Origin of the sequence: Geobacillus sp. LEMMY01, assembly GCF_002042905.1 — a bacterium.
Classification (GTDB): Bacteria; Bacillota; Bacilli; order Bacillales; family Anoxybacillaceae; genus Geobacillus; species Geobacillus proteiniphilus.
In genome coordinates, this window is record NZ_MVKA01000017.1 from 26,858 (window position 1) to 38,872 (window position 12,015).

General features: G+C 53.8%; 15 protein-coding genes. 14 read left to right on the plus strand and 1 reads right to left on the minus strand.

The window, feature by feature from the left end:
- Window positions 1–67: 67 nt before the first annotated feature.
- The 7 genes from sleB (at window position 68) to rpsA (ending at window position 5,982) form a co-directional block, all read left to right on the plus strand.
- A complete protein-coding gene (sleB, locus tag B1A75_RS09680) occupies window positions 68–862 on the plus strand; it encodes a spore cortex-lytic enzyme (protein WP_079936123.1) in 795 nt (264 codons plus the stop codon).
- Window positions 863–877: 15 nt separating this feature from the next.
- Window positions 878–2,221, plus strand: a complete 1,344-nt coding sequence (ypeB, locus tag B1A75_RS09685; protein ID WP_079936124.1) for a germination protein YpeB — start codon at window positions 878–880, stop codon at window positions 2,219–2,221.
- A gap of 154 nt (window positions 2,222–2,375) precedes the next feature.
- On the plus strand, window positions 2,376–3,044 hold the full coding sequence (locus B1A75_RS09695) for a flagellar brake protein (RefSeq protein WP_079936142.1): 669 nt from the start codon (window positions 2,376–2,378) through the stop codon (window positions 3,042–3,044).
- A gap of 52 nt (window positions 3,045–3,096) precedes the next feature.
- Entirely contained in the window at window positions 3,097–3,276 is a 180-nt protein-coding gene (locus tag B1A75_RS09700; protein WP_074043352.1) for a YpfB family protein, read from the plus strand.
- A gap of 98 nt (window positions 3,277–3,374) precedes the next feature.
- Entirely contained in the window at window positions 3,375–4,049 is a 675-nt protein-coding gene (gene cmk / locus B1A75_RS09705; RefSeq protein WP_074043351.1) for a (d)CMP kinase, read from the plus strand.
- A complete protein-coding gene (locus tag B1A75_RS09710) occupies window positions 4,046–4,639 on the plus strand; it encodes a lysophospholipid acyltransferase family protein (protein ID WP_074043350.1) in 594 nt (197 codons plus the stop codon). Before cmk ends, B1A75_RS09710 begins: the two co-directional genes overlap by 4 nt.
- A 179-nt stretch (window positions 4,640–4,818) precedes the next feature.
- A complete protein-coding gene (rpsA, locus tag B1A75_RS09715; protein WP_020754082.1) occupies window positions 4,819–5,982 on the plus strand; it encodes a 30S ribosomal protein S1 in 1,164 nt (387 codons plus the stop codon).
- A 357-nt stretch (window positions 5,983–6,339) separates the two neighbouring features.
- Here rpsA and B1A75_RS09720 read toward each other — a convergent pair whose 3' ends face one another.
- Entirely contained in the window at window positions 6,340–6,474 is a 135-nt protein-coding gene (locus B1A75_RS09720) for a YpzI family protein (RefSeq protein WP_074043349.1), read from the minus strand.
- A gap of 118 nt (window positions 6,475–6,592) precedes the next feature.
- Here B1A75_RS09720 and B1A75_RS09725 point away from each other — a divergent pair, with 118 nt between their 5' ends.
- From B1A75_RS09725 to B1A75_RS09755, 7 genes are all read left to right on the plus strand, one after another.
- A complete protein-coding gene (locus B1A75_RS09725) occupies window positions 6,593–7,189 on the plus strand; it encodes a YphA family membrane protein (protein WP_074043348.1) in 597 nt (198 codons plus the stop codon).
- On the plus strand, window positions 7,186–8,088 hold the full coding sequence (locus tag B1A75_RS09730; RefSeq protein ID WP_074043347.1) for a YIEGIA family protein: 903 nt from the start codon (window positions 7,186–7,188) through the stop codon (window positions 8,086–8,088). Before B1A75_RS09725 ends, B1A75_RS09730 begins: the two co-directional genes overlap by 4 nt.
- Entirely contained in the window at window positions 8,078–8,263 is a 186-nt protein-coding gene (locus B1A75_RS09735; protein ID WP_074043346.1) for a capping complex subunit for YIEGIA, read from the plus strand. The genes B1A75_RS09730 and B1A75_RS09735 overlap by 11 nt, the downstream gene beginning before the upstream one ends.
- A 208-nt stretch (window positions 8,264–8,471) precedes the next feature.
- On the plus strand, window positions 8,472–9,782 hold the full coding sequence (der, locus tag B1A75_RS09740) for a ribosome biogenesis GTPase Der (protein WP_074043345.1): 1,311 nt from the start codon (window positions 8,472–8,474) through the stop codon (window positions 9,780–9,782).
- 36 nt (window positions 9,783–9,818) lie between these two features.
- A complete protein-coding gene (locus tag B1A75_RS09745) occupies window positions 9,819–10,853 on the plus strand; it encodes an NAD(P)H-dependent glycerol-3-phosphate dehydrogenase (protein ID WP_079936125.1) in 1,035 nt (344 codons plus the stop codon).
- A gap of 180 nt (window positions 10,854–11,033) precedes the next feature.
- Window positions 11,034–11,237: a DUF2768 domain-containing protein gene (locus B1A75_RS09750; RefSeq protein WP_079936126.1), complete on the plus strand. Its 204-nt coding sequence runs from the start codon at window positions 11,034–11,036 to the stop codon at window positions 11,235–11,237.
- An 18-nt stretch (window positions 11,238–11,255) separates the two neighbouring features.
- Window positions 11,256–11,978 carry a hypothetical protein gene (locus B1A75_RS09755; RefSeq protein WP_074043342.1) on the plus strand — a complete coding sequence of 241 codons (723 nt, stop codon included), beginning with the start codon at window positions 11,256–11,258 and terminating at the stop codon, window positions 11,976–11,978.
- Window positions 11,979–12,015 lie beyond the last annotated feature (37 nt).

Here is a 12,015-nt window from a genome sequence, read left to right on the forward strand (position 1 = left end):
CGCATAAAAAAGGGAAACGGAAGGAAAATAGGGGTAAAAACGGTGAGTGTTGACGGGAGGTTCACATATGGCAAGGAAATGGGTCCTATTCATCGCATTGGTTGTTTGGACATGCATTTACCCATCAGGCCATGCTTCTGCGTTTTCCCCGCAAGTGATTCAGCGCGGAGCGGTTGGCGATGATGTCATTGAACTGCAGGCGCGGCTGCAATACCTTGGGTTTTACAACGGCAAAATCGACGGCGTGTTCGGCTGGCGCACGTATTGGGCGCTGCGCAATTTCCAGTACGAATACGGCTTGCCGGTCGATGGACTAGCTGGATCGGAGACGAAACGGAAGCTTGTGAACGCTTCAAAATATTACGAGCAGTTTGTGAAAGAGCAAATCCGCCAAGGGAACGATTTCACCCATTATGGCGGCATTCCGCTCAGCCAGCAGGTGAAAAAACGCGGCGGAGGATCGTCGCGAGCAGCGAAAACGACGGCGTCGAACGTGCCGAAAGGGTTTTCGCAAAACGATATTCGGCTGATGGCAAACGCCGTTTACGGGGAAGCACGCGGGGAGCCGTACATCGGACAAGTGGCTGTTGCCGCTGTCATTTTAAATCGGCTGGAACATCCATCGTTTCCAGATACGGTCGCCGGGGTGATCTTTCAGCCAGGCGCGTTCACCGCGGTCGCCGATGGGCAAATTTGGCTGACGCCGAATGAAACGGCGAAAAAAGCGGTGCTTGATGCGATCAACGGCTGGGACCCGACCGGCGGAGCGATTTACTACTTCAACCCAGCCACGGCGACGAGCTCATGGATTTGGAGCCGTCCGCAAATCAAGCGGATTGGAAACCATATTTTTTGCAAATAAAAGGAGGGAGACGAGATGATGCGAAATTTACTGATTGCAGCGCTTGTCGTCGCTGTCGTCGGTACTGGTTACTGGGGCTACCGCGAGCATCAGGAAAAAAACGCGATCTTAATTCATGCGGAAAACAATTACCAACGCGCGTTCCACGATTTGGCCTACCAGATCGATTTGCTGCATGACAAGCTAGGTGCGACGCTGGCGATGAATTCGCACGCCTCATTGTCGCCAGCGCTCGCCGAAGTGTGGAAAATCGCATCCGAAGCCCATTCCGACGTAGGCCAGCTGCCGCTGTCGCTTTTGCCGTTTAACAAGACGCAAGAGTTTTTGTCGAAAATCGGCGAGTTCAGCTACCGGACGGCGGTGCGCGATTTGGAAAAAGAGCCGTTGACCGAAGAAGAGCACAAGACGCTCGAGGCGCTGTACAAAAGCGCCGGCGCGATCCGCCAAGAATTGCGCAACGTGCAGCATTTAGTGCTGGAAAACAATTTGCGTTGGATGGACGTCGAGCTGGCGCTGGCGACGAACGACGAGAAAGGCGACAACATCATTATTGACGGCTTGAAAGCAGTGGAGAAAAATGTCGATACATTCTCAAGTTCGTCCGAGTTCGGCCCGTCGTTTATCGGCCTCGCCAACGAGGAAAAAGGCTTTGTCCGCGCGAAAGGACGCCCGATTTCCAAAGACGAGGCGAAACGGATCGCCCGCGAGTTTCTCGGCTTAAAAGGAACAGAGAAAATCAAGGTGACGGAAAGCGGCAATGGGGCGGACGAGCGGTTTTACAGTTTAACGATTCACGACCCGAAAACAAAAGGCGACATTTATATGGATGTGACGAAAAACGGCGGATATCCGATTTGGGCGTTAAACAGCCGGCCAGTCGGCAAGCCGAAGATCAGCTTGCATGAGGCGGCCAACCGCGGGATGGCGTTTTTGCGACGGCATCAATTCACCGGCTTTGAGTTGTACGACAGCACGCAATACGATAATGTCGCTGTGCTGACGTTTGTCAAAAGCGAAAACGGCGTCCGCATTTACCCGGAAGCGATCCAAATGAAAGTGGCGCTTGACAACGGCCATGTCGTCGGCTTTACGGCGCGCGACTATTTGTCATCATCGATCTCGCGCCCGCTGCCAAAACCGACGCTCACCGCTGAGGCGGCGAAGAAAAAGTTAAATCCACATTTGAAAGTGATGGAAGAGCGCCAGGCGGTCATTATGAACGATTTGCAAAAACCGGTGCTTTGCTATGAGTTTTTAGGAACGCTTGGTGATGAAACGTATCAATTGTTCATTAACGCCGCAACCGGCCTTGAAGAAAAAGTCGAGAAGCTCGAAAGCGTGGAGCCGAATTACAGATGAAAACAAGGGAGGAAAAGCTGGGGCTGTCAGCTTTTCCTCTTTTTTTGGCCAAAGGCAGCCGGGCGGTATGGTATAATAGTCGTGGGACATCATGCGGGTCAGCGAAACGATCGCCAGTTCGGCAGCTGACTGAAAAGGGGAAAAAGGAAACATGATGATCAAAATTGGGGATTCGATCCGGCTTGAGCCGTCGGACGGCTCAGCGCGGCAATACCGAAGCAAAGCACTCGCCATCGCTGACGGGGCGGTTCATATCAGCTATCCGATCGATGAACAGAGCGGAAAAACCGTTTATTTGTTGAACGGGATGCAGTTTAAAGCGACTTTTGTCGGGCAAGACGGCGGTTTGTACATGTTTGATACCGAAGTGAGGGGGAAAATCCGCGATCCGTTGCCGATGGTCGTCTTGGCTTACCCGGGCGAGGAATACGTTGTGCGCATCCAGCGCCGCCGTTATGTGCGGGTGAAAGCGAATGTCGATGCGGCCGTCCATCCGTCTGACGGCGAGTTCACCCCGTTTGTGACGATGACGGTGGATATCAGCGCCGGCGGCGCCGCCCTCCTTGTGCCGCCGGCGCACGCTCCGCTTCTTCGCCCCGGCATGGCGATCGAGCTTTGGCTTGCGTTGGCGATGCGCTCCGGCGAATACCATTACGTGCAAACGAAGGCGTCCATTGTGCGCATGGCTGATGACGAGCGCGGCATGGCGAAAATGTCGGTGGAGTTCACGGACCTCGCCCCCCAAGACCGCGTTCGGCTCATTCGCTACAGCTTTGAACGGCAGCTTGAGGAGAGAAAATGGGAGAACGAACAGAATAAATGAGCCGGGCGCGTGGAATACTGCTAGAAAAAATGGGAAGCAGGGGGCTCGCGCCATGAAACGGATCGAACAGATGTTGTGGAAGCTTGTCGTCATCCAGGCGATTTGCCTGTTGATTGCCCAATGTCTTGTGTTGTACACGCCAGCGGCGTTGTATATCGGCAAGGTGTACGAATACGAAGGTGTGGCCAAGCCGGAAAAAACGAAAACAGTTGAAACGGCCGTCGACCGTTGACGGCGGATATGGTACAATGAACATGGAGACATGCAGGGTTTTCCTGCATTTTTCTTTGTGCATTCATCAAGCGATTTTCGGCAAAGCAGGAGGAAATTATGAAACGACGAATCAGCATTGCGATCGACGGACCCGCCGCGGCGGGGAAAAGCACGGTCGCCAAACGGATCGCTGGGCGGCTTTCCTACGTATACATCGATACCGGCGCCATGTACCGCGCGCTGACGTACCGGGCGCTTGCATGCGGCGTCGACATCCATGATGAGCAGGCACTCCTGTCGCTGCTTCGCGATACATCAATTGAGCTGAAGCCGTCGCCGCATGGGCAGATCGTCCTGGTCAACGGCGACGATGTTACCGACATCATCCGCGGCGAGGCGGTGACGAATGCGGTGTCGCTTGTCGCGAAGCATCCGCTTGTGCGCGAGGAGATGGTCGCCCGCCAGCGCGCCTTGGCGGAAGGGGGCGGCGTCGTCATGGACGGGCGCGATATCGGAACGCATGTGCTGCCGAACGCCGAAGTGAAAATTTTCCTGAAAGCTTCGGTCGAGGAGCGGGCGCGGCGCCGGCATGAGGAAAATATCGCACGCGGCTTTCCATCCGATCTTGAAAAGCTGAAAGAAGAGATCGCCCGCCGCGACCGGCTCGATTCCGAACGGGAGACAGCACCGCTTCGCAAGGCGCCGGATGCGGTGGAAATCGATACGACATCACTGTCGATTGAGGAAGTCGTGGATCGGATTATGGAGATTGTCAACGAAAGGATTGGATGACGGTGGATTTTTATTCATTCGCCAAAGGAATCGTCAAAGGAGTGCTCACTCCTTTGTACCGCATTCAAACGATCGGGATTGAACAATTTCCGAAGGAAGGCGGCGTGCTTCTTTGCGCCAACCATATCAGCAACCTAGATCCGCCGGTCATCGGCATTACGGCGCCGCGCCCGATTCGATTTATGGCGAAGGAAGAGCTGTTTCGCGCTCCAGTCGTGAAGACGCTCGTCAAAAGCTTGCACGCCTTTCCGGTCAAGCGCGGCATGAACGACCGCCAGGCGCTGCGCACGGGGCTTGAGGTGCTGAAGCAAGGCGAAGTGCTCGGCATTTTTCCGGAAGGGACGCGCAGCAAAGACGGGCGGTTGAAAAAGGCGCTGCCCGGCGTCGGCTTTTTCGCTTTGCGCACCGAGGCCGCCGTTGTCCCGTGCGCCATTGTCGGCCCGTACCGTCCGTTTGTGCCGCTTAAGGTTGTGTACGGAGCGCCGATCGATATGGCGCCGCTGCGCGCGCGGAAAGCGAGCCCGGAAGAAGCGGCCGATTACATTATGGATCATATCCGCCGGCTGCTGGAAGAGCATCAGCGAGCATGAAAGGAACATGCTGTTCGAGGCATCCCTTCCGTCGCCTCAATGAGCATTATAGTACATGTTGATTGAGAAAATATGGTATACTAACTAGAAAAGCGTCCTTATTTTGCCGACAGCCGGCCGCGGCCTCGGCGCGAGGCGCGCTTTTGACAGTTGTCAGTCGATGAAGGAGGGTTTTTGCGATGACAGAAGAGATGAATGTGCAAGTCAATGTGTATGAAGTGGGCGACATCGTCCGCGGCAAAGTGGTGAAGCTTGAGGACAAGCAAGTGCTTGTCGAGGTGGAAAACAGCAAGCAAAGCGGCATCATTCCGATCAGCGAGCTGTCGAACTTGCATATTGAAAAACCGAGCGACGCCGTCGCTGTCGGCGATGAAGTGACGGCCAAAGTCAAAAAAGTGGAAGAAGGAAAAGACGGGGAAGAAGGGTTGCTCATTTTATCGAAAAGAGCGGTGGACGCCGAGCGGGCGTGGGAAGATCTTGAGCGCAAATTTGCAAGCGGCGAAACGTTTGAAACAGTCATTAAAGACATCGTCAAAGGCGGTCTTGTCGCCGATGTCGGCGTGCGCGGCTTCATCCCGGCGTCGCTTGTTGAGCCGCATTACGTCGAAGATTTTTCCGATTATAAAGGAAAAACGCTCTCTGTGAAAGTCGTCGAGCTTGACCGCGAGAAAAACCGCGTCATTTTGTCGCATCGGGCGGTCGTTGAGGAAGAACAAGCGCGGCAGCAAAAAGAACTGCTCTCCCGCCTTGAGCCGGGGCAAGTGTTGGATGGCGTCGTCCGCCGCATTGCCGATTTCGGCGTCTTTGTCGATGTCGGCGGGTTTGACGGGCTCGTACATATTTCCCAGCTTTCCCATACGCGCGTCGCTCATCCGTCGGAAGTGGTGAAAGAAGGCGATGTGGTGAAAGTGAAAGTGTTGGCCGTCGATCCGGAGAACGGGCGCCTGTCGCTGTCGATCAAAGAAGCGCTGCCGGGCCCATGGGAAGGCCTCAGCGAAAAAGTGAAACCGGGTGATGTCGTCACCGGGACGGTGAAACGGCTCGCTTCGTTCGGCGCGTTTGTGGAAGTCTTCCCAGGCGTCGAAGGATTGGTGCATGTGTCGCAAATCGCCAACCGCCGCATCGGCTCGCCGCATGAAGTGCTGAAAGAAGGCGACGTGGTGAAGGCGAAAGTGCTCGACGTCAACGAAGCGGATCACCGCCTTTCCCTCAGCATCCGCGCGCTGCTTGAGGAAGAGGCGGCCGCGCCGGCCGAGGATTACAGCCAATACACAAGAACGTCGGAAACGCGCGGCTTTCAGCTCGGCGAAGTGATTGGCGAGCAGCTGAAAAAATTGAAATGACGAACTGTGAAGCAACCCCATTTTGGTGGCAGCCGCCATCAAGGTGGGGTTTTTTGTTTAGCCAAAAGTTGATGCCTCGTTCTATCTAGTTGAACCTGCCATCAACAGAAGTTGTTTGTTTTGTATCGGGAGGAGGTTGCGGTAGACTACACCGAAAAACGAATGTTCAATCTTTAAGGAAGATCCTTGACACATAGAGGAGAATAGACCATTTTTCGTTCGAAATCGTTTTTTCGCCGTAAACGAAAGCTAGCCGTCCTTATTGGCGCGGCTAGCTTTTCATCATTGGCAATGGAAACGCCGTTTTTTTGGAATCAAACGAACAGAGTGGTTGTAGAGAAAGGCCTTTCGTCATTTTTAGTGCTCGTTCCGTTCCCGCGCTTCGTCCGGTGTGTCGAGCCGGGCTGCTCCTTTGTATGAGAGCGATTGGTCGCGGTCTGACTCGACGCGCCGCGACTGTTTCAGTTTTTTCTCCTGACGGTCTTTTCCCACCACACCCCGCTCCTTTCTATGCGAATGTCATTTTTACTATGGCCGGGCGCTCTTTTTTCTATGCATGAATGAACGGTCATAAAAGATGACATAATGAACATAATAAGGAGTGGAAAAGATGGAAGGGTCTTATTTTTATTTCTTTTTTTGGGCGTTATGGATTGCAGCGACATTTTTGATGAAAAAGACCGCCGAGCGGACGAAGTTGGCCGCATTTTCGCTTTTCATGATCAGTTCGGCCTCGATGACGGTGAAGATCAGTCCCATTCATATGGCGGCGTCCTTTTTTGTGCTTTTTTTCTCCTCTTGTTACGTGGCGGTCAAACAGCGGCCATGCGGATGGCTGCGGATGGCGCTGTCAGCGTCCGGTTTGGCGTTTGCCTATGCCGCTTTTCGTCTGCTTGCCTTGTTTGATCCGGTCTGGATTTGGCTTGATGGCCAATGGATGCTTGGCTGGTGGATGGCCTTGATCAGCAGTCTGTTCCACCGCCGCATGTCCGCCCGCCTTCTTTGTCTGGCGCTCGGCGGCTGTCAAGGGGAAGTGGTGTACGCCATGTCCATCTTCCGCATGGCGCCGGGGTATGTGCTTGGATCGTTTTCCTTTTTGGATGCGCTCGCCATTAGCGCATCATCTTTGCTCGTTTGGGAATCGATCCGCTTCTTCTCGCTGCAGCTTGAGGAAAAACGGCCTGTAAGGGGGACGAGGCAGCCGTGAACGAATACACGTTTCCGATTTTATACGGCGTCGCTGCCGGGGTGTTGACGCGGCTTTATTTGTTGCGCACCGATTACCGGCAATACCCGACGTATTTGCACGGTCGGACGATCCATATCGCCTTAGGGGCCATTGCTGCGGGCTTAGGAACGGTCGCCGTGCCGGCGATTATGGAAAAAGAGTTTGCCGCAATTACGTTTTTGGCGCTGGCCGCCTCGCAGTTCCGCGATGTGCGCAATATGGAGCGCAACACGTTAAACGAATTGGACCAGTATGAACTCGTGCCGCGTGGAAAAACGTACATTGAAGGGATCGCCATCGTGTTTGAAGGGCGGAATTATTTAGTCATTTTTGTTTCCTTCCTATCAACGCTTGCGTATTTAGTATGGAACGTGTGGGCTGCGCTTTTGGCGAGCATGGTCGGCCTGATCGTGGCGCGGCGGTTTATGAGTGGAAGCCGGCTGAAAGACATTGCCGACGTCCAATATGTCAAGCCGCATTTTGAAGGGGCGGGGTTGTATGTTGACAACATCTATATCATGAACATCGGCTTGCCGGCGCGGCGCGAAGAAATTTTGCGCTATGGGATGGGATTTATTTTAACGCCGAAAAATTTCAACGCTCGCACGACGATCGCCAATCTTGGGCAGCGGCAGGCGATTTTGCATGATGTATCGACCGCCCTTGGCATTTACCGCGACTCCGGAACGCCGGCGCTCGTGCCGCTCGCCAAGCGCGATTTGAACGACGGGCGCGTCGGTATTTTCATTTTGCCGCAAGTCGAGGATGTCGAGAAGGCGAAGGCTGTCATCGAAAACGTGCCGGTGCTTGAGAGCGCCATCCGCATGCCGGGCAAACGGCGATGGAAGCGGAAAGGGGGGAGCGGCGATGACGCATGAAAAAATAATTTTGGCCGTCATTACGATGAACGGCGGGCGTGTCGCCGGCGGTGCGCCGATCTTTATTTGCCAAACTAAAGAGGAAATGGAACAGATCGCCGCGAATTTAGAGGCGATTTTGGACGGCATCGCCCATGAAGTGGCGGAGGGGCTTCTTATTATCGTCAAACATTAGTTGTTGAGCGTTTCGCTTTTTGATAAAATAAAGCAGTTGTAGCCTGCCCTGGTTCATCGCTAAAAGATGCACTTGATTGGTCAAAAGTCATTTCCTTCCTAGCCTCGCAGTCAAGTGCCCTTGGCGTTGATGGACCGATGCCCTTCCGAAAAGGGCGTTTTTTTTCAGCGACAAAGGTAAGGAGAAAACGAAGATAAAGGGTGGTAGCATGGCAAATCCAGTCGTGGCCATTGTCGGCCGTCCAAATGTAGGAAAATCGACGATTTTCAACCGCATTGTCGGGGAACGCATTTCGATCGTCGAAGACGTGCCTGGAGTGACGCGCGACCGCATTTACAGCCGAGCCGAATGGCTGAACCATTCGTTTTATTTGATCGATACCGGCGGCATTGACATTGGCGACGAGCCGCTGCTTATGCAAATTCGCCAGCAGGCGGAAATCGCCATCGATGAGGCGGATGTCATCATCTTTATGACGAACGGCCGGGACGGTGTGACTGCGGCTGATGAAGAGGTGGCCAAGCTGCTCCGCCGGTCGAACAAGCCGGTTGTGCTCGCGGTGAACAAAATCGACAATCCGGAAATGCGCGATTTGATTTACGACTTTTACGCTCTCGGCTTTGGGGAGCCGTATCCGATTTCCGGGGCTCATGGGACGGGGCTTGGCGATTTGCTTGATGCTGTCGTCCGTCATTTTCCGAAGGGCGGCGGACAAGAGTACGAAGAAGACGTCATTAAGTTTTGCCTCATTGGCCGGCCGAATGTCGGCAAATCGTCGCTTGTCAACGCCATTTTAGGCGAGGAGCGGGTCATCGTCAGCGACATCGCCGGTACGACGAGGGACGCCGTCGACACCTCGTTTGTGCGCGAAGGGCAGGAATATGTTATCATTGATACGGCAGGGATGCGCAAGCGAGGAAAAATTTACGAAAGCACGGAGAAATATAGCGTCTTGCGCGCGTTAAGAGCCATTGAGCGCTCGGACGTCGTGCTTGTCGTGTTAAACGCCGAGGAAGGCATCATCGAGCAGGACAAAAAAATTGCCGGATATGCCCATGAGGCCGGGCGCGGGGTCATTCTTGTCGTCAATAAATGGGATGCGATTGAAAAAGACGATAAAACGATGGTCGAATTTGAGCGGAAGATTCGCGACCATTTTCCGTTTTTGGACTATGCGCCGATTTTGTTCGTATCGGCGAAAACGAAGCAGCGGCTGCATAAGCTCTTGCCGCTCGTCCGGCTTGTGAGTGACAACCATGCGATGCGCGTCCAGACAAATGTGCTCAATGAAGTCATCATGGATGCGGTGGCGATGAATCCGACGCCGACGCATAACGGGCGGCGTCTGAAAGTTTATTACATGACGCAAGTTGCCGTCAAACCGCCGACGTTTGTCGCGTTTGTCAACGACCCGGAACTGATGCATTTTTCATATGAACGGTTTTTGGAAAACCGCATCCGCGATGCATTCGGCTTTGAAGGAACGCCGATTAAAATCATCGCCCGCCCGCGGAAATAAGAAAATGAGACAATGAGATAAAGGAAGTGGAAAACGATGGAGAACATCGCCGTATTGGGGGCTGGAAGCTGGGGGACGGCGTTGGCGCTCGTGCTGGCTGACAACGGGCACCGCGTCCGGCTCTGGGGTCATCGGACCGAGCAGATCAACGAAATCAACGAAAAGCGGACAAATGAAAAATATTTGCCAGGCGTCCGCCTGCCGGACGCCATTATCGGCTATGACGACCTTTGCGCTGCGCTTGACGGCGTTGCGATCGTTGTGCTCGCCGTGCCGACCAAAGCGATCCGTTCGGTGCTTACGGACGTGCGCGCCTGCTTGGCGGCGCCGATCACCGTCGTTGCCGTCAGCAAAGGAATCGAACCGGGGACGCATAAGCGGGTGTCGGAAATGGTCATCGAGGAAATGGGGGAATGGCTTGCAGATGTTGTCGTTCTCTCCGGGCCGAGCCATGCCGAGGAGGTCGTGCTCCGGCACCCGACGACCGTGGCGGTATCATCGCCAAATATGGAAGCGGCGCGCCGCATTCAAGACTTCTTTATGAACCATCACTATTTTCGCGTGTATACAAACCCGGATTTAATCGGCGTCGAAGTCGGCGGGGCGCTGAAAAATATCATCGCCTTGGCCGCAGGCATCAGCGACGGGCTTGGCTATGGGGATAACGCCAAAGCGGCCCTCATCACACGGGGGCTCGCCGAGATTGCCCGCCTCGGCTGTGCCCTCGGCGCTAATCCGTTGACATTCGCCGGTTTGACGGGAGTCGGCGATTTGATTGTCACGTGCACGAGCGTCCATTCCCGCAACTGGCGGGCCGGCTACATGCTCGGCCAAGGAAAAAAGCTGGACGAGGTGCTTGAGAGCATGGGGATGGTCGTCGAAGGGGTGCGGACGACAAAAGCCGCCTATGAGCTGGCGAACGAACTCGGGGTGAAAATGCCGATCACCGAAGCCCTCTATGAAGTGCTGTTTGCGGGGAAAGATCCGAAAGAGGCGGTCGATTCGCTCATGGCGCGCGGAAAAAAAGAGGAAATGAATGACTTAAACAACATTTTTACCGAACAAGAATGACGAAAGTAGGCCAATGGCGGTACAAGTCGTCTTCGTTTTGCATACAATATGGCGAACCATCATCGGCTTGAGCTTCCGGAAGGGTATGAGGCATGCTGAAGTAAAGAAAGCCCCGCTTTACTTCAGCTTTTTTTTTGCCAATGCTATAATAATAGTTGTCGAAAAAAAGGAGGAGCGTCCATGTCACCGGCGTTAGCGAAAATGTGGATCGCCATCGCCTCGATGGCGTTTATGTTTATTTCCGTCGGCTTCATTTATTTAAGCCGCTACAAAGTCAAGATGAAATGGCTTCGTTTCCTGTTGGCGCTCGTCGCCTACGTTCTTTTGATTTTTGCTGGCATCATCATCATTTTCGTTGTATTCAGCGGACCGACACCGCAATAGGCAAAAAGGTGGGGAAAGATGGAACGAATCGCTCGCTTGTTGTTGTCATGTATATGTTTGGCGCTGCTTTCCGGCTGCTTGTATCCACAAGAGCGGCTGAAACAAAACCAAATTCCTTACAAAGACCAAGTGGCGGCCGTCCAATCGGCGGTTGATGAATACCGAAGGGCGACCGGCGGGCTTCTGCCGATTAAAACGCGCGACATGAACACGCCGATGTATTTGAAGTATCCAGTCGATTTTCAAAAACTCGTTCCCCGCTATATGCAGGAGCCGCCGGGAAATGCCTATGAAAGCGGGGGCGTCTTCCAGTATATGATCATTGATGCGGAAACGAACCCGACGGTCAAGCTGCTTGATTTGCGCTTAGCCGAACGCATCCGCGAGCTGAAGCTGCGGCTGGGCATGTACACGGACAAGCATAAGTATCCGCCGTTTCAAGACGTCGTTGCGCCGGGCGTATTTACGCTCGATTACAAAAAGCTCGGCTACAAAGAGCCTCCGTATGTCGTCAGCCCGTTTTCCGGCAACAACTTGCCGTTTGTCATCGACGGGAATGGAGAAATTTACATTGACTACCGTTCTGATTTGTATGCGGCGTTGAAAAAATATCCGCACCACTACAAGCCGGGTGACGACATTCGCCCGATTTTGACCGACCATTCGCTGTTTGTGCCGGCGTATTCGTTGCCCTATACGATCGACGCCAAGACGAACGAACCGATTTTTTTCACAAAATGAGTCATCTTCCCTTCTCTAGGAAAATACATTCTAGAGA

Excerpts from the sequence above, each read along its gene's own strand:
- B1A75_RS09735 (WP_074043346.1), top strand. The coding sequence starts at position 8,078 with ATGACGCATGAAAAAATAATTTTGGCCGTCATTACGATGAACGGCGGG.
- B1A75_RS09750 (WP_079936126.1), top strand. The coding sequence starts at position 11,034 with ATGTCACCGGCGTTAGCGAAAATGTGGATCGCCATCGCCTCGATGGCG.
- der (WP_074043345.1), top strand. The coding sequence starts at position 8,472 with ATGGCAAATCCAGTCGTGGCCATTGTCGGCCGTCCAAATGTAGGAAAA.
- B1A75_RS09710 (WP_074043350.1), top strand. The coding sequence starts at position 4,046 with ATGACGGTGGATTTTTATTCATTCGCCAAAGGAATCGTCAAAGGAGTG.
- B1A75_RS09745 (WP_079936125.1), top strand. The coding sequence starts at position 9,819 with ATGGAGAACATCGCCGTATTGGGGGCTGGAAGCTGGGGGACGGCGTTG.
- cmk (WP_074043351.1), top strand. The coding sequence starts at position 3,375 with ATGAAACGACGAATCAGCATTGCGATCGACGGACCCGCCGCGGCGGGG.
- sleB (WP_079936123.1), top strand. The coding sequence starts at position 68 with ATGGCAAGGAAATGGGTCCTATTCATCGCATTGGTTGTTTGGACATGC.
- B1A75_RS09755 (WP_074043342.1), top strand. The coding sequence starts at position 11,256 with ATGGAACGAATCGCTCGCTTGTTGTTGTCATGTATATGTTTGGCGCTG.
- rpsA (WP_020754082.1), top strand. The coding sequence starts at position 4,819 with ATGACAGAAGAGATGAATGTGCAAGTCAATGTGTATGAAGTGGGCGAC.
- B1A75_RS09695 (WP_079936142.1), top strand. The coding sequence starts at position 2,376 with ATGATCAAAATTGGGGATTCGATCCGGCTTGAGCCGTCGGACGGCTCA.
- B1A75_RS09725 (WP_074043348.1), top strand. The coding sequence starts at position 6,593 with ATGGAAGGGTCTTATTTTTATTTCTTTTTTTGGGCGTTATGGATTGCA.
- ypeB (WP_079936124.1), top strand. The coding sequence starts at position 878 with ATGATGCGAAATTTACTGATTGCAGCGCTTGTCGTCGCTGTCGTCGGT.
- B1A75_RS09700 (WP_074043352.1), top strand. The coding sequence starts at position 3,097 with ATGAAACGGATCGAACAGATGTTGTGGAAGCTTGTCGTCATCCAGGCG.